12 protein-coding genes are annotated in these 15628 nt (G+C 71.1%); 7 read left to right on the top strand and 5 right to left on the bottom strand.

Translation table 11 applies throughout. The features are described from left to right. Positions 1–38 precede the first annotated feature (38 nt). On the top strand, positions 39–1208 hold the full coding sequence (locus tag AB0D53_RS37975) for a cysteine desulfurase family protein (protein WP_362453930.1): 1170 nt from the start codon (positions 39–41) through the stop codon (positions 1206–1208). Positions 1209–1282: 74 nt separating this feature from the next. On the opposite strand, the gene AB0D53_RS37970 is transcribed toward AB0D53_RS37975, so the two are convergent. Beyond that, complete coding sequence (locus AB0D53_RS37970) at positions 1283–1963, bottom strand: N-acetylmuramoyl-L-alanine amidase (protein ID WP_362453929.1); 681 nt, start codon at positions 1961–1963, stop codon at positions 1283–1285. A 61-nt stretch (positions 1964–2024) separates the two neighbouring features. On the opposite strand from AB0D53_RS37970, the gene mnmA reads away from it, so the two are divergent. Next, positions 2025–3158: a tRNA 2-thiouridine(34) synthase MnmA gene (gene mnmA, locus AB0D53_RS37965; RefSeq protein WP_362453928.1), complete on the top strand. Its 1134-nt coding sequence runs from the start codon at positions 2025–2027 to the stop codon at positions 3156–3158. Positions 3159–3213: 55 nt separating this feature from the next. On the opposite strand, the gene AB0D53_RS37960 is transcribed toward mnmA, so the two are convergent. The 4 genes from AB0D53_RS37960 to AB0D53_RS37945 form a co-directional block, all read right to left on the bottom strand. After that, entirely contained in the window at positions 3214–4659 is a 1446-nt protein-coding gene (locus AB0D53_RS37960) for a hypothetical protein (protein WP_362453951.1), read from the bottom strand. A 482-nt stretch (positions 4660–5141) separates the two neighbouring features. Next, positions 5142–6785 (bottom strand): alpha/beta hydrolase, encoded by a 1644-nt coding sequence (locus AB0D53_RS37955; RefSeq protein ID WP_362453927.1) that lies wholly within the window; start codon positions 6783–6785, stop codon positions 5142–5144. Positions 6786–7072: 287 nt separating this feature from the next. Continuing rightward, positions 7073–7873 carry an alpha/beta hydrolase gene (locus AB0D53_RS37950; RefSeq protein WP_362453926.1) on the bottom strand — a complete coding sequence of 267 codons (801 nt, stop codon included), beginning with the start codon at positions 7871–7873 and terminating at the stop codon, positions 7073–7075. 120 nt (positions 7874–7993) lie between these two features. After that, on the bottom strand, positions 7994–8329 hold the full coding sequence (locus AB0D53_RS37945) for a DUF427 domain-containing protein (RefSeq protein ID WP_362453925.1): 336 nt from the start codon (positions 8327–8329) through the stop codon (positions 7994–7996). A gap of 101 nt (positions 8330–8430) precedes the next feature. Here AB0D53_RS37945 and AB0D53_RS37940 point away from each other — a divergent pair, with 101 nt between their 5' ends. From AB0D53_RS37940 to AB0D53_RS37920, 5 genes are all read left to right on the top strand, one after another. Further along, entirely contained in the window at positions 8431–8970 is a 540-nt protein-coding gene (locus AB0D53_RS37940; protein WP_362453924.1) for a TIGR00730 family Rossman fold protein, read from the top strand. Between the two features lie 29 nt (positions 8971–8999). Continuing rightward, positions 9000–9689: an SDR family oxidoreductase gene (locus AB0D53_RS37935; RefSeq protein WP_362453923.1), complete on the top strand. Its 690-nt coding sequence runs from the start codon at positions 9000–9002 to the stop codon at positions 9687–9689. A 52-nt stretch (positions 9690–9741) separates the two neighbouring features. Further along, positions 9742–10767, top strand: a complete 1026-nt coding sequence (locus AB0D53_RS37930; RefSeq protein ID WP_362453922.1) for a methionine synthase — start codon at positions 9742–9744, stop codon at positions 10765–10767. A 30-nt stretch (positions 10768–10797) separates the two neighbouring features. Next, on the top strand, positions 10798–12990 hold the full coding sequence (ligA, locus tag AB0D53_RS37925; protein WP_362453921.1) for an NAD-dependent DNA ligase LigA: 2193 nt from the start codon (positions 10798–10800) through the stop codon (positions 12988–12990). 344 nt (positions 12991–13334) lie between these two features. After that, complete coding sequence (locus tag AB0D53_RS37920) at positions 13335–15494, top strand: bifunctional diguanylate cyclase/phosphodiesterase (RefSeq protein ID WP_362453920.1); 2160 nt, start codon at positions 13335–13337, stop codon at positions 15492–15494. Positions 15495–15628: the final 134 nt, after the last annotated feature.

The following is a 15628-nucleotide window of genomic DNA, read 5'->3' as shown; positions in this document are numbered from 1 at the left end:
CGTACGCCCCGCCGGGGGCTCGTAGAATCGAGCCCACCATGGCTTACCTCGACCACGCCGCGACCACGCCGATGCTTCCGGAAGCGATCGAGGCGATGACCGCCCAGCTCGCCGTCACCGGGAACGCGTCCTCACTGCACGCCGCCGGGCGCCGGGCCCGCCGTACCGTCGAGGAGTCGAGAGAGACCCTCGCCGATGCCCTCGGCGCACGCCCCAGCGAGGTGGTCTTCACCTCCGGCGGCACCGAGGCCGACAACCTCGCGGTGAAGGGCCTGTACTGGGCCCGCCGCGCCGCCGATCCCCGCCGCACCCGGGTGCTGGCCAGCCCCGTCGAGCACCACGCGGTGCTGGACGCCGTCGACTGGCTCGCCGGACACGAGGGCGCGAACGTCGAATACCTCCCCGTCGACCGGCACGGACGCGTCCACCCGGACGTCCTGCGCGAGGCGATCCTCCGCGACCCCGATGATGTCGCGATGGTCACCGTGATGTGGGCCAACAACGAGATCGGCACCATCATGCCGGTACGCGAACTGGCCGATGTGGCCCGTGAGTTCGATGTGCCGATGCATGCGGACGCGGTGCAGGCCTTCGGGCAGCTGGAGGTCGACTTCGCCCGGTCCGGGCTGGCCGCGATGACGGTCAGCGCGCACAAGATCGGCGGTCCGTTCGGTGTCGGCGCGCTGCTGCTCGGCCGCGAACACACCCCCGTACCCGTGCTCCACGGCGGTGGCCAGGAGCGGCACGTCCGCTCGGGCACCCTCGACGTGCCCGCCATCGCCTCCTTCGCTCTCGCGGGGCGGCTGGCCGCCGACGGACGCGAGGAGTTCGCCCACGAGATCGGCGGACTCCGCGACGAACTGGTCGCGGCCGTGCGGGCGGCCGTGCCCGATGCCGTCCTCGGCGGCGACCCGGCCCCCGACGGCCGGCTCCCCGCCAACGCCCATTTCACCTTCCCCGGCTGCGAGGGCGACTCCCTGCTCCTGCTGCTGGACGCCCAGGGCATCGAATGCTCCACCGGCTCCGCCTGCACCGCCGGGATCGCCCAGCCCAGCCACGTACTGCTGGCCACCGGCACCGACCCGGACCTGGCCCGCGGCACCCTGCGCTTCTCACTCGGCCACACGTCCACCCGGCAGGACATCGACGAGGTGGCCCGCGCGATCGGCCCGGCGGTGGAGCGGGCACGCACCGCGGGACTCAGCTGACTCCGGTGACTCCGGCCGATCCGGGCCCGTCCGGCGGCCGGAGGGGCCCCGAGCTCACCGCCGATGCCCCTCGGTCACCGTTTTCCCGCTGCCCGGACCAGCTTCAGATACCGGTCCCAGTCCCAGTGCTTGCCCGGATCGGTGTGGTCCGTGCCCGGCACCTCCACGTGCCCGACGATGTGCTCCTGGTCCACCGGCATCCCGTACCGCCCGCATATCGCCGCCGTGAGCCGCGCAGAGGCCCCGTACATCGCCGCCGTGAAGTCCTGCGGCCGGTCCACGAAGCCCTCGTGCTCGATGCCGACGCTGCGCTCGTTGTACGACCTGTTCCCCGCGTGGAACGCCACATCCAGCTCACGGATCATCTGCGTCACATGACCGTCCTTGCGCACCACGTAATGCGCCGCCGCTCCGTGTCCCGGGTCCTGGAAGACCTTCACCGCGCTCTGGTAGCTGCCCTGGGTGACATGGATGACGACCCGGTCGATCGGGTAGTCGTCGGGGCGGTCGGCACGACGCCAGTTCGCCGAGGACGCCGCTATCCACTGGGCCCGCGCGAAATCCACCTCGCCGGGCTTCCGGGGCTTCTCCACCCCGGGCAGCCGCCACCAGGCACGCTCCAGCTGCTCGCGTGCCAGCAGGGCCGTGCCCGCGGCCGTGACCGCGGCGCCGATCAGCAGCCCGCGCCGGCTGATGCCGTGCCCGGACTTCGCGTCCCCGGAGCCCTTGGCGCCCGGTGTCCCCTTGGTCCCCATGTGATCCACAACGCTTATCCGAGAGCGTTCGGTTCCCGGCGCCCCGTACCCTGGTGGAGCTATGACTGAGACTTCCCAGCGCCCCCTCCGAGTCCTCGCCGCCATGTCGGGCGGTGTCGACTCCGCCGTCGCCGCGGCCCGCGCCGCCGAGGCGGGCCACGACGTGACCGGTGTGCACCTCGCCCTCTCCGCCAACCCGCAGTCCTTCCGTACCGGGGCGCGCGGCTGTTGCACGATCGAGGACTCCCGCGACGCCCGCCGCGCGGCGGACGTCATCGGCATCCCGTTCTACGTCTGGGACCTGGCGGAACGCTTCCGCGAGGACGTCGTGGACGACTTCATCGCCGAGTACGAGGCGGGCCGCACGCCCAACCCGTGCCTGCGCTGCAACGAGAAGATCAAGTTCGCCGCGCTCCTGGACAAGGCCCTCGCGCTGGGCTTCGACGCGGTCTGCACCGGCCACTACGCCACCGTCGTGCTGAACGAGGACGGCAGCCGAGAGCTGCACCGCGCCTCCGACATGGCCAAGGACCAGTCGTACGTCCTCGGTGTCCTGGACGAGAAGCAGCTCGCCCACGCGATGTTCCCGCTCGGCGACACCCTCACCACCAAGGACGAGATCCGCGCCGAGGCCGAGCGCCGGGGCCTCGCGGTCGCCAAGAAGCCCGACAGCCACGACATCTGCTTCATCGCCGACGGCGACACCCAGGGCTTCCTGGCGAGCCGGCTCGGCACCGCCGAGGGCGACATCGTCGACGAGTCGGGCACCAAGGTCGGCACCCACGAGGGCGCCTTCGGCTTCACCATCGGCCAGCGCAAGGGCCTGCGCATCGGCCACCCCGCCCCCGACGGCAAGCCGCGCTACGTCCTGGACATCTCCCCGGTGAACAACACGGTGACGGTCGGCCCGGCCGAGTCCCTCGACGTCACCGCCCTCACCGCCATCAAGCCCCGCTGGTGCGGCACCGCCCCGAGCGCCCCCGGCACCTACACCGCCCAGCTCCGCGCCCACGGCGGCGAGACCGAGGTCACGGCGGACCTCGTCGGCGGCACCCTGAACGTCACCTTCACCGAGCCGGTACGGGGCGTGGCCCCCGGCCAGGCCGTCGTCCTCTACGACGGCACCCGGGTGGTCGGCTCGGCGACGATCGCGACGACGGTGCGGCGCACCGAGGCCGGGGCAGTGGCCGGCTGACCGGCAGGAGCGGCACCGGCTTGCGGCCGACGTAGGCCGCAGCTGCGATGGCCCCCTACCCGCGCCGCTCGTACACCGTCACCCGCCGCCCGCGGACTTGCTCGTCCGCGATCGCTGTGAAGCATTCCTTCAGCACGGCCGTCTTCGCCAGGTCCCGCTCCGCCGACACGGGCCGGGCCACCTCGGGCGCGTCAGTGACCAGCAGTATCCGCTGCTGGGCCGACATCGCGGTCCGTATCCGGTCCGGACCGGCCTCCTTGCCCTTCAACGTCCCGGACGCCGCAGGGCTCTCCGTCAGCGCGATGTCCCGTAGGCCGGCGAAGTCGTCGGGGGAGACGAGCGCAGTATCGCGCCGGGCTGCCGGTATGAAGAGCACCGCGTCCCCGGCCTTCTTCAGCTGCCGCACCTCCGCCGCCACCGACAGGACGTCGTCCACTCGGCTCGCCGGAGACCGCTTCGCCAGCGACTGAGGTAACAGCGCAACCACCGCCACCACGACCACTGCCGGAACGAGCCATGGCGACGCTCGCGGGAACCGAGGCCCGGTCGACCGTACCGCCGCACCCAGCGCCGTGCCGATCAGCAGTGCCAGGCCCAGCATGCCGAACAGAACGTAGCGGTCCAGGAACAGCGGCTGGATCAGGGAGAGACCAATCAGGCCGATCTGTGGCACCGCCAGCAGTGGCAGCCCGACGGCCGCCACCGACAGCCGGCCCGCCCGCGGCCGATCCAGCAGGGCCCCGAGACCGCCGATCGCCAGGAGGACTGCCGGGCCGATCATGATGTGCCACGTCAGTGGCGGGATCCAGGACACCTGGTCCGACTGGCTCCGGCTGAACAGGATCAATGGCAGCGAAGCCGCCGCGGCGGCCGTCGCGGACGCCGCCCAGCGTGTCCATATTCCGCGCCCGGCCTTCGTCCAGGCCAGGGTCGCCAAGTGCGCAGGCAGAATCAGCAGCGACAGCCAGTTCAGCAGCGCACACACCAGGACCGTGCCCCCATAGGCCGCCCAGCGCACTGTTCGACCACGTCCGTCAAGCACGGTCACCAATAGCAGTGTCGAGATGCCGGCCCCTGCCGCGATCAGCGCATACGGGCGGCCCTCTTGGAGATGGAACTGCACGGCCGGAAGCAGCCCGAACGCCAGCCCTCCCCCCAAGCCCGCCCACGCCCCGGCCAGCCGGTGGCCGACAGCCGCCACACAGGCCGCCGCCACCGCCATGGCCAGCACGGAAGGCAACCGCAGGGTCGTGGTACTTGGCCCGAAGCATTCGAAGAGTCCATGCATCAGCAGGTAGTAGAGCCCGTGCACGACATCGACGTGCCCCAGCATGTGCCAGATGTCGGCGACGGACCGTCGGGCCACCTGCCAGGTCGCGGCCTCGTCCCGCCACACGCTTTGCTGCCGGGACAGCCCCCACAGGCCGAGGACGAGGGTCCACAACAGCGGGATCAGCCATACGGGAAGGCGGCGCCGGAGAACGACTATGTGGCAAGCCATGAAGGTGTTCAGGTCCTTGAGGTGGCGGTGCGGACCAAAGCCATCCCCAGGCTTTTTGCGAGAGGAGACGTCAGGCGGATGGCCGCGTGCGAGGAAAATGCCCTGGGTCAGCGAGAGTGAGGATCGCTGAAGTCCTTCTTGCCGCTCCGGTCGAACATGCGCTTCCGTCGGCCGGGCTCTCGCGCTCGCGGAGGGCGATGCGGTTCGTCTCCACCGCCGCGCTCCGGCACAATTGTTGCCGGAGGGCTCGGAGAACGAGGGCTTGAGCCAGTTCGGTTCGGACAAGGTTCTGTCGAACGAACGTGGAATCCGGTTTCTTGCAGTCACTGGCGGGGCTACGGAAAGGCGGCCGTAGCACAAGGCCTGACGAACCGTTCTGCTCCTACTCCGGCGCCGACGACGCACGATGGGGGCGGGACCCCGCCTGGAGGCCCCGCCCCCATCGTCAATCGGTCATGCGGAAATGGGTCGTTCGACCGGGCTCAGAAACGGTCCGGGGCACGCTCCGGGAGCGGAGACCCGGGGAGCGCGTCCGGCTTCTGGTTCTTCCGTGCCCCCGCGTTCGATTCGGCCGTTGCCTTGCAGGTCACGTCCTTCGCCGGGAGCTTGCTGGTCAGCAGGTAGGCGGTGACCGTACCGTCCGTGCAGGCGTTGCCGTTCGGGTAGACGCCATGGCCCTCGCCGCCGAGGACGGTGACCATTATTGAGTCCTTCAGGTCGGCGTGCAGGGCCTGACCGCTGGGCAGCGGAGTCTGCGAGTCCCACTCGTTCTGGACGATCAGGGAGCCGATCCTGTTGTTCACCCTGGTCGCCGGTTCCATGGACTTCTTCCAGAACGCACAAGGCTTGATGCCGGACGCGAAGTCACCGTAGAGCGGGTAGCGGCGCTTGTCCTCGATGGCGTCCTGCCGGTAGCTCTCAGGATCGCGGGACCACGCGGCCGAGTTGTCGCCGCACACCACGGCCCAGAAGCTCGCCGTCATGTTGTCGGACGGCACTTCGGCGGCGTCGGACGCGCCTGAAGTCCCGGTCCCCCGGGATCCGGCGAACGCCGCGAGCGTCTTCGTGGAGGCGGGCTCGCCGGCCGCGGCCTTCTTCAGCTCAACGAACCCCTCGGTGGCGGACTCCGGGCTGAAGACGGCCCCGCGCACACCGCTCCGGATGTCGTCACCATTGATCAGCTGCCCGTCCAGCTCGATGGGCTTCTCGTCGGCCCGTGCGACCAGGTCCCAGAAGGTCTGGTCGACCTGCTTCGGGGTGTCACCGAGGCCGTACTTCTCCGAACGCTCGGCGGCCCACTCGGTCCACCGGTCGAACGCGGGCTCGGCGCCCTCCGCCCACCACTGGATCATCCCTCGCCAGGCGCGCGCCGGATCGACCGCGCTGTCCAGCACGAACCGGTCGGCCCCGCCCGGGAAGAGCTGGGTGTAGACGGCACCCAGATAGGTGCCGTACGAGTAACCCACGTACGAGATCCTCTTCTCACCGAGGATCGCCCGGAGCAGATCCATGTCGCGTGCGGTGTTGCGCGTGGTGATGTGCGGGAGCGTGTCGCCGGCTTTCTCCCTGCACTTGTTCGCGACCTCGCGTGCCCAGGCGACGTCCTTGTCGAACGTCTCCTCCTTGTACGGCCGCAGCCAGTTCTCCTCCTCCGGCTCCAGATCGCAGGAAACCGGGCTGCTCCGTCCCACACCGCGCGGGTCGAAGCCGATGAGGTCGTACTTCTGCTGTACGGACTCGGGGAGCATCTCCTGCATCTCCAGCGGCATGTAGAGTCCCTGTCCCCCCGGGCCGCCGGGGTTGGAGAACAGGACACCGTGCCGCTTGTCGGGCGCGGTGCTCCTGATCCGGGATATGGCTAAGTCGATCCGCTTGCCCCCGGGAACCCGGTAGTCCAGCGGGACCTTGATCGTGGCACACTCGAACTCCGCCGGAGAGTCGGCTTCGCACCGTTTCCACTGCGGCTTCTGCTTCACATACCGGTTCAGCGCGCCCGTGCCGGCGGACGAGGAGGCGGTCGAAGGGATGGCGGCCGGAGCGGCGGTGGCCGTCGAGGTGGCGAGCGCGGGAGCCAGCGTTGCCGTGACACTGACGGCCAGCAGGGGAGCGAGACGTCGTCTGCGCACGATATCGATCCTTCCGTCGAACGTTCGGACAGGAAAGATCTTTCAGGAACCCGCCACATATGCGGATCCCTCGCCGGGCTACACCTCTCCTCCATCCTGGGAATGACACAACAGTCTTTGTTGGTCCATGAGTTGTAGGTGACGGGCTGCCCTCAGTGACGGGCGATACCCTCCTCGGCTGTCTGGTTCGAGCTCGCGCCCGGTGCCTGGACCGCGGATACAGCGGCGCCCCGCGCGGTCGCGTCCGACCCCTGTACGGGCGGGACCGCGCGGAGCGGGTCGTGGGCTCAGGACGCCTGGCGCAGCGGGACGCTCCTGGCGAAGAACTCCGTGAGAACCGGGGCAACCGCCTGCGGGGCCAGGTCGCGGGTCTGGCCGGTCAGGGTGCGGTGGCGGGCGCGGGGGAGCGCGTCCGCCAGGGCGCGGGTCGACAGACGTGCGCCGGTGGGGCTGGAGCCGCCGCAGATCACCAGGGTGCGGGCCGTGACGGCGGCGAACCGGGAGGCCGGGATCGCGCCGTCGCCGAGCAGCGCGTCGTCGTACGCGAGGGTGTGGGCCATCGCCACCAGGTCGCTCCACAGCGGGGCGCGGCGCATGCGGGCGATCATGTCGGCCGGTACGCCCGTCACGGAGAGGAACAGCTCGACGGCTCCCGCGCGGTCCCCGGCCGTCAGCAGCCGGTGCAGACGGGACGTGCAGCACGCCTTGTACTGCAGGCCCGAGGCGCTCGGCGTGTAGGGCGGTTCGTACACCGCCAGCAGGTCCACGGGGAGGCCTGCGGCCTGCGCCTCCAGGGCCAGCGCGCCACCGGCTCCCGTGCCGAAGACCGAGGCCCGGCCGCCCACCGCGGTGACGAGCGCGGCCAGGTCCTCGATCTCGCGTTCCACCGCGTACGGGCCGCTGTCGCCGCTGGAGCCGCGGCCGCGTCTGTCGTACGTGACGACGTGGAAGTGCGGCGCGAGCAGGCGCGCCAGCGGCGCCTCGCTCGCCGCCGTGCCCAGCGAGCCGCCCACGAGGATCACCGGCGGCCCTTCACCCCGGTGCCGGTACGCGATCATGGTGCCGTCGCGGGAGAGAATCTTGTCCATGCGAGGGTGGACCGCCGGGCCCGGGAAAACTCATCGCTCCCGGCGAAGGTTTTTTGAAGTTCCTCGAACTCCCTGGTCAGGGTCGTTCTTGACGATCAGTCGGCTGATCGCTCAGGGCGATCAGCCGGCCACCTCCTCGGTTTCGTAGAAGCAGAAGTGGTCCTTGATCGCGGCGACTTCGGGCTTCGGGTCCGGGTAGCCCCAGACGAGGTCCGCGGCGTCCGGCAGCGACCAGTAGGAGGCATCTCCCTTGAACGGGCAGTGGGTTCGGGTGTCCGAGGCCGTCAGGAGTTCCGTACGGACATCCTCGGGCGGCAGGTAGTAGCGGACCGGACAGCCGGTCTCGCGCAGGACGAGCGGGCGCCGGCTCTCGGCGAGCACCTGCCCGTCGCGTACCACCCGTACGTGCTCGGTGCCGGGCTCGACCGTGATGCGGTGTCCTGGTGACGTAGTCATACAAGGGTCAGCCGTTTCGCGGACCGGATTCTTCCCGGTGCCTCCCCCCCCGTTCCGCCAAGGTGGCCGGTCGTGTCGGTGGCGGCCCTTACGGTTGGTCCATGAAGATCTGCGTTTTTCTCTCCGCCGCCGACCTCGACGAGCGCTACACCCGGCCCGCCCGCGAATTCGCCGAGCTGATCGGCAAGGGCGGACACACCCTGGTGTGGGGAGGTTCGGAGAGCGGGCTGATGAAGGTCGTCGCCGACGGGGTCCAGGAGTCGGGCGGGCGGCTGGTGGGGGTGTCGGTGGACTTCCTGGCCGCGAAGGCGAGGACCGACGCGGACGAGATGGTGATCGCGCGCGATCTCGCCGAGCGCAAGGCGCTGCTCCTGGAGAAGGCCGACGCGGTCGTGATCATGGTGGGCGGCACGGGGACGCTCGACGAGGCCACCGAGATCCTGGAGCTGAAGAAGCACGGCAAGCACGACAAGCCGGTCGTCCTGCTCAACACGGCGGGCTTCTACGACGGGCTGCGCCAGCAGTTCCAGCGCATGGAGGACGAGGGCTTCCTGCCCGTCCCGCTGGCCGAGCTGGTGTTCTTCGCCAAGGACGGCGTGGGCGCCCTCGCCTACCTGGAGGAGTGGTCCGGCCTGCGGTGACGGGGCGGCGGGGTGCGATCATGGCGGGCATGCCCACTCATGTCATCACCGGTGCCGGCTCCGGCATCGGAGCCGCCGTCGCCCGTCGTCTCCTGGAGCGCGGTGACGAGACCGTGCTGATCGCCCGCGACGCGGGCCGTGCCAAGGAGCTCGCCGGGATGCACCCCGGCGCCCGCACGCTCGTCGGCGATCTCTCCAATCCGGACCGGCTCTCGTGGGCGTTCGCCCAGCAGGCGATGCCGGAGCGGGTCGACTCACTGCTGCACATCGCCGGAGTCGTGGAGCTCGGCAACGTCGGTGACCTCACGCCCAAGGCCTGGCACTTCCAGCTCAACGCCAACCTGGTCGCGCCCGCCGAGCTGACCCGGCTCCTCCTGCCGCAGCTGCGCGTCGCCCAGGGCCACGTCCTCTTCGTGAACTCGGGCGCCGGCCTCGCCGCGCACGCCGAGTGGAGCGCGTACGCCGCGAGCAAGCACGGCCTGAAGGCCCTCGCCGACTCGCTGCGCCACGAGGAGCACGGCAACGGCGTCCGGGTCACCTCCGTCTACCCGGGGCGTACCGCCAGCCCCATGCAGGCCAAGGTCCACCAGCAGGAGGGCAAGGAGTACGACCCCTCCCGCTGGATCGACCCGGAGTCGGTGGCCACCACGATCCTGATGGCGGTCGACCTGCCGCGCGACGCCGAGGTCAACGACCTCACGGTGCGCCCCGGGCGCTGACCCCCACAGGCCGGGCGGCGACGCTTGCGGGGCGACGCCCTAGGCTTCCCGTGTGAGCGAGAAGAGCAAGTTCAGCGGTTGCCCGGCCAGCGGGATCGGGTCCATGCCCGGGGGAGACGCGCGGGAGGCGGCGAAGACCGTCACCGGTTCCTTCGGGGACGGCGAGGGCCTGCCGTACCTGGCGGAACTGCCCGCCCGCGGGCCCGGTGCGGACATGATCGGGCGGACCACCGGGCTGCTCGTCGATCTGTACGCGCACGTCGAGCCCAGCGGCTGGCGGATCAGCGACCGGCCCGGCCGCGACACCCGGCGGGCCAGGTCCTGGCTCGGCGAGGACCTCGACGCCCTGGAGGAGTTCACCCAGGGGTACGAGGGACCGCTCAAGGTCCAGGCCGTCGGGCCCTGGACGCTCGCCGCCGCGCTGGAACGCCGGGGCGGCGAGGCCGCGCTCGGCGACCCGGGGGCCTGCCGCGACCTGGCGGGCTCGCTGGCCGAGGGGCTGCGCGCCCACCTCGCGGAGGTGCGCCGCAGGGTGCCCGGCGCCGACGTGATCCTCCAGCTCGACGAGCCGTCGCTGACCGGCGTGCTGCGCGGGCGGATCAGGACGGCCAGCGGCTACCGCACCTACCGGGCCGTGGACCGCCAGGTAGTGGAGGGCACGCTGCGCGACGTCCTGGCGGCGGGCGGGGACGGGGCGACGCTCGTGCACACCTGCGCGCCCGAGGTGCCGTTCGCGCTGCTGCGCCGGGCCGGGGCCGACGGCATCTCGTTCGACTTCTCGTTGCTCACCGAGCGTGAGGAGGAAGCGATCGGGGAAGCCGTCGAGGGCGGCACCCAGCTCTTCCTCGGAGTGGTGCCGGGCACCGACCCGGCCTCGGGCGGATTGTCGGACCCGGGCGGTAGCGTCATGGGTGTCAGGACGCTGTGGCGCAGGCTGGGGCTGAATCCGGGGACTCTTACGGAATCCGTGGTGATCACCCCGTCGTGCGGGCTCGCGGGTGCCTCGCCCGCGTACGCGCGCGCCGCGCTCGCCCACTGCGCCCGGGCCGCGAGATCGCTCGCAGACAACCCTGAGTAACGGGGCAACGGGTAACGGGAGGACGAGACGATGGCCGGCGAACAGCAGACGGCGATGCCCGCACAGGTCCAGGAGCAGCACGCGCTCCTGGCCGAGCAGGTCGAGGAGCACCGCTTCCGGTACTACGTGAGCGACCAGCCGGTCGTCAGCGACGCCGAGTTCGACCGGCTGATGCGCGAGCTGGAGAAGCTGGAGGAGGCGTACCCCCAGCTGCGTACGCCGGATTCGCCGACGCAGAAGGTCGCGGGCCCGTACCGGACGGAATTCACCTCCGTCGAGCACCGCGAGCGGATGCTCTCGCTGGACAACGCCTTCGACGACCTGGAGCTGGCCGCCTGGGGCGAGCGGATCGCCAAGGAGGTCGGCACCGGCGACTACCACTTCCTGTGCGAGCCGAAGGTCGACGGCCTCGCGGTCAACCTCACCTACGAGCACGGGCGGCTGACCCGGGCCGCCACCCGCGGCGACGGCCGCACCGGCGAGGACATCACCCCCAACGTCCGTACGATCGCCGAGATCCCGCACCGGCTGAAGGGCGAGCGCATCCCGGCGCTGGTCGAGATCCGCGGCGAGGTCTTCTTCCCGATGGAGGCCTTCGAGGAGCTCAACGCCCGGCTCGTCGAGGCCGACGACAAACCGTTCGCCAATCCGCGCAACGCGGCGGCGGGTTCGCTGCGCCAGAAGGACCCGAAGGTCACCGCCACCCGTCCGCTGCACATGGTGGTGCACGGCATCGGCGCCCGCGAGGGCTTCGACATCGACCGCCTCTCGCACGCCTACGAGCTGCTGCGCGAATGGGGCCTGCCCACCGCCAGGCACAACAAGGTGGTGGATTCCCTCGACGGGGTACGGGAGTTCATCAGGTACTTCGGCGAGAACCGGCACTCCGTGGAGCACGAGATCGACGGGGTCGTCGTCAAGCTCGACGAGATCCCGCTCCAGGGCCGGCTCGGCTCCACCTCGCGCGCCCCGCGCTGGGCGATCGCCTGGAAGTACGCCCCGGAGGAGGTCAACACCAAGCTGGTCAACATCCGGGTCGGCGTCGGGCGGACCGGCCGGGTCACACCGTACGCGCAGGTCGAGCCGGTCGAAGTGGCGGGCTCCGAGGTGGAGTTCGCCACCCTGCACAACCAGAACGTGGTGAAGGCGAAGGGCGTCCTCATCGGGGACACGGTGGTGCTCCGCAAGGCGGGCGACGTGATTCCGGAGATCCTGGGCCCGGTCGTCGACCTCCGCGACGGTACCGAGCGGGCGTTCGTCATGCCGGCCGAATGCCCCGAGTGCGGCACGGAGCTGAAGCCCATGAAGGAGGCCGATGTCGATGTCCGCTGCCCCAACGCCCGTTCCTGCCCGGCCCAGTTGCGTGAGCGCCTCGCCTATCTCGCGGGCCGCAAGTGCCTGGACATCGACCACTTCGGCTATGTCGCCGCCGCGGCCCTGACCCAGCCGCTGGAGCCCGCCGAGCCGCCGTTGCGCGACGAGGGCGATCTCTTCGGGCTGACCGTCGAGCAGCTGCTGCCGATCCGGGCCTATGTCCGGGACCAGGACAGCGGGCTGCCCAAGCGCGACCCGAAGACCGGCGAGGAGAAGACCGCCTGGGTCTTCGCCAACCAGCAGGGCGAGCCCAAGAAGAACGCCCTCGCCATGCTCGACGCCATCGCGGCGGCCAAGGAGGCACCGCTCGCCCGGATCCTCACGGGGCTGTCCATCCGGCACGTGGGACCGATCGCCGCCGCGGAGCTGGCCCGTCAGTTCCGCTCCATCGACCGGATCGACGAGGCGACGGAGCAGGAGCTGGTCGACGCCGACAGGGTCGGGGCCATCATCGCCGCATCGGTGAAGCAGTGGCTCGCCGAGGACTGGCACCGGGAGATCCTGCGCAAGTGGCGGGAGGCCGGGGTCCGGATGGCCGACGAGGAGACGGGGGAGGACACGGGACCGCGTCCGCTCGAAGGTCTCACCGTCGTCGTCACCGGCACGCTGGCCGGTCACACCAGGGATGGCGCGAAAGAGGCGCTGCAGAGCCGCGGAGCGAAGGTGACAGGTTCCGTTTCGAAGAAGACCTCCTTCGTGGTCGTCGGTGACAACCCCGGTTCGAAGTACGAAAAGGCCATGCAGCTGAAGGTGCCGGTGCTGGACGAGGACGGCTTCGCCGTACTGCTCGAACAGGGTCCGGATGCGGCGCGCGAGGCGGCCGTTCCGGTGGGAGAACCGGCGGAATAGGACAGATTCGCGTCCTGGACCGATGGCGCGGGGCGGGGACTTGACGGAGGACGGTCCGGCGGGCACGCGGAGAACAAGGGGGCGGATAAGGGGTGCGACGGTACAGACGGGGGCAAGAATTTCGCGTGGTGTCCGGTTCACCCGATCGGCGCATAGCAGATGCTGACGGATGGTCGGTCCGCATTCGGGCAAGAGCGTCAGAGCGCTGCCCGTAGAAGCCTTCCGCGGCCTACTGTTGAGACGTGCACCTGCCGTGCCCGGCCGCGGGGTGGGAAACCGGGTCGTGGCGGCGTGGAACGGAACCATCAGGTGACATCGGCATCGCCGGCTGTGAGAGGGACGGAATGAAACCGACCGAGAGCGCCGCACCGGTGTCGCGGCTGCAAGGTTTCGTCGGCCTCACACCAAAAGTGGGTGCCGTCGTCATCGCGATCGCCGTTGTTCAGATCGCGACCGGTTTCTACCGGACCGTGAGCGAAGGGCACGCGCTCTTCCCCGACGGCCGGGCCGGCTGGTCCCTCGCCGTCCTGACCGGGATCATCGTCGGCCATCTCGTCGCGCTCGGACGCGACCGCTGGTGGGGCGGCACCGGTTCCGGGGCCTCCCTCACCCTGGCCGTGCTGCTGCTCTACGGCTGGGTGCCCGCCGGGCTGGTCAGCCTGGTCGTCGTCGTCCTCGTCGGCGTCGCCCGCAGACACCGGTGGTGGCAGGGGCTGCTGCACGGCGCGGTGGACATCCTGGGGATAGGCGCGGCGGCCCTGGTGCTCGCCGCCTTCGGCGAGGTGCAGACCGTCGAGTCACCGTGGCACCCACTCGACTGGGGGATCGGTGCCGTCCCTGAGGTCCTCCTGGCCGCCTCCGCCTACCTCCTGGTCACCCGGGTCCTGCTGTGGTACGCCCGGGCCCCCCAGGGCGGCGGACTGCCGACCGTCGCCCGCACCGCCCTGCTGCGCCAGGGCCTGGTCGCGGTCGCCCTGCTCGGCATCGCACCGCTGATCTGCGTCGTCGCGATGGCCACCCCCCTGCTCCTGCCGCTCTTCGCGGTCCCGCTGATCGCCCTGGACTCCGCCCTGTGGATCGCCCGGGCCCGGGCCGAGGAGCAGCTGCGCGACCCGCTGACCGGACTGCCCAACCGGCAGTGGCTGCTGGAGCGCACCTGGACGGCCCTGGAGGACGCCGAGTCCGTCGGTGCCAGATCCGCTCTGGTCCTGATCGACCTCGACCGTTTCCGTGCGGTCAATGACACCCTCGGTCATCTGGCGGGGGACCGGCTGCTGTTGCAGATAGCGGAGCGGCTCCGGCTGGCGCTGCCCCGGGGGGCGGAGGCCGCACGGCTCGGCGGCGACGAGTTCGCGGTGCTCCTGCCGACCGCCGACTCCACCACCAGCGCCCAGCGGGTCGCCCGCCATCTCGTCGCCGAGCTGTCCTCCCCGCTGGATCTCGACGGTCTGACCCTGGTGCTGGAGGCCAGCGCCGGGGTCGCCGTCTACCCGGACCACGCACTGGACGCCGAAGGGCTGCTCAGGCGCGCCGACGTCGCGATGTACCAGGCCAAGCGGGACCGTACGGGCGTCGAGGTCTACGAGTCGAAGCGGGACAGCAACACTCCGGACCGGCTCGGACTCCTGGGCGATCTGCGCCGCGCGCTGGACGCCGGTGAGGTCGAGCTCCATTACCAGCCGAAGGTCCGCTTCGACGGCCAGGTCGCCGGCCTCGAAGCCCTGGTGCGCTGGGTGCATCCGGAGCGCGGCAGGGTCCCCCCGGACGAGTTCATCGCCATCGCCGAGTCGTCCGGCCTCATGCCGCACCTCACGGAGTACGTCCTGGAGACGGCGCTGGCCCAGGTCGCCCGGTGGCGGGCGCAGGGCCTCTTCGTCCCGGTCGCCGTCAACGTCTCCCCGCGCGACGTCCACACCCCCGGGTTCGCGGGCGGCGTCGCGGCCCGGCTCGCCCGGCACGGCGTCCCTGCCGGGGCGCTCCAGCTGGAGATAACGGAACACGTGCTGCTGGAGGACCCGCAGCGCGCCGCCGACACCCTCGCCGGACTGACCGGGCACGGCGTGAAGATGTCCCTCGACGACTTCGGCACCGGGTACTCCTCACTCGTCCATCTGCGACGGCTGCCCGTCAGCGAACTGAAGATCGACCGCTCGTTCGTCGCCCGGCTGGCCGTGGACAACGAGGACGCGGAGATCGTCCGCTGCACGATCGACCTGGCCCACTCGCTCGGCCTGCTGGTCGTCGCGGAAGGCGTCGAGGACGACGAGACCTGGGAGCGGCTGCGGGATCTGCGCTGCGACGCGGTGCAGGGGTGGCTGGTCGCCGCGGCGATGCCGCCGCAGGAGACCACGGCCTGGCTGCGGGCGCGGGGCGAGCACGGCTGGCGGCGGCCGGCCGAGCTGGCCGCCGCGGCCGCCGCGGCAGCGGCCGCGGCCGGCGCTCCGCCGGAGCTGGAGCAGCGGCAGCCGGGCCGCCCGGTCAATTCGCGGCCCGCGACGACCTGATCCCGCGACGGCCTGATCCCGCGGGGGCCACCGGCGGCGCGTCCGGCGGCCCCCCGTCCCCGCACCCGGGCGCGAGGCCGGGCCGCAGGCGGCGGGGGAGCCGGAAATCCTCGTCCGACCAGGAGCGTTCGCCC

Origin of the sequence: Streptomyces sp. NPDC048295, from assembly GCF_040652135.1 — a bacterium.
Lineage (GTDB): Bacteria > Actinomycetota > Actinomycetes > Streptomycetales > Streptomycetaceae > Streptomyces.
The sequence above is the reverse complement of the archived record's forward strand: the minus strand, read 5'-3'. Positions and strand labels throughout refer to the sequence as shown.

Excerpts from the sequence above, each read along its gene's own strand:
- AB0D53_RS37935 (WP_362453923.1), top strand. The coding sequence starts at position 9,000 with ATGCCCACTCATGTCATCACCGGTGCCGGCTCCGGCATCGGAGCCGCC.
- AB0D53_RS37975 (WP_362453930.1), top strand. The coding sequence starts at position 39 with ATGGCTTACCTCGACCACGCCGCGACCACGCCGATGCTTCCGGAAGCG.
- AB0D53_RS37960 (WP_362453951.1), bottom strand. The coding sequence starts at position 4,659 with ATGGCTTGCCACATAGTCGTTCTCCGGCGCCGCCTTCCCGTATGGCTG.
- AB0D53_RS37945 (WP_362453925.1), bottom strand. The coding sequence starts at position 8,329 with ATGACTACGTCACCAGGACACCGCATCACGGTCGAGCCCGGCACCGAG.
- ligA (WP_362453921.1), top strand. The coding sequence starts at position 10,798 with ATGGCCGGCGAACAGCAGACGGCGATGCCCGCACAGGTCCAGGAGCAG.
- mnmA (WP_362453928.1), top strand. The coding sequence starts at position 2,025 with ATGACTGAGACTTCCCAGCGCCCCCTCCGAGTCCTCGCCGCCATGTCG.
- AB0D53_RS37940 (WP_362453924.1), top strand. The coding sequence starts at position 8,431 with ATGAAGATCTGCGTTTTTCTCTCCGCCGCCGACCTCGACGAGCGCTAC.
- AB0D53_RS37920 (WP_362453920.1), top strand. The coding sequence starts at position 13,335 with ATGAAACCGACCGAGAGCGCCGCACCGGTGTCGCGGCTGCAAGGTTTC.
- AB0D53_RS37950 (WP_362453926.1), bottom strand. The coding sequence starts at position 7,873 with ATGGACAAGATTCTCTCCCGCGACGGCACCATGATCGCGTACCGGCAC.
- AB0D53_RS37970 (WP_362453929.1), bottom strand. The coding sequence starts at position 1,963 with ATGGGGACCAAGGGGACACCGGGCGCCAAGGGCTCCGGGGACGCGAAG.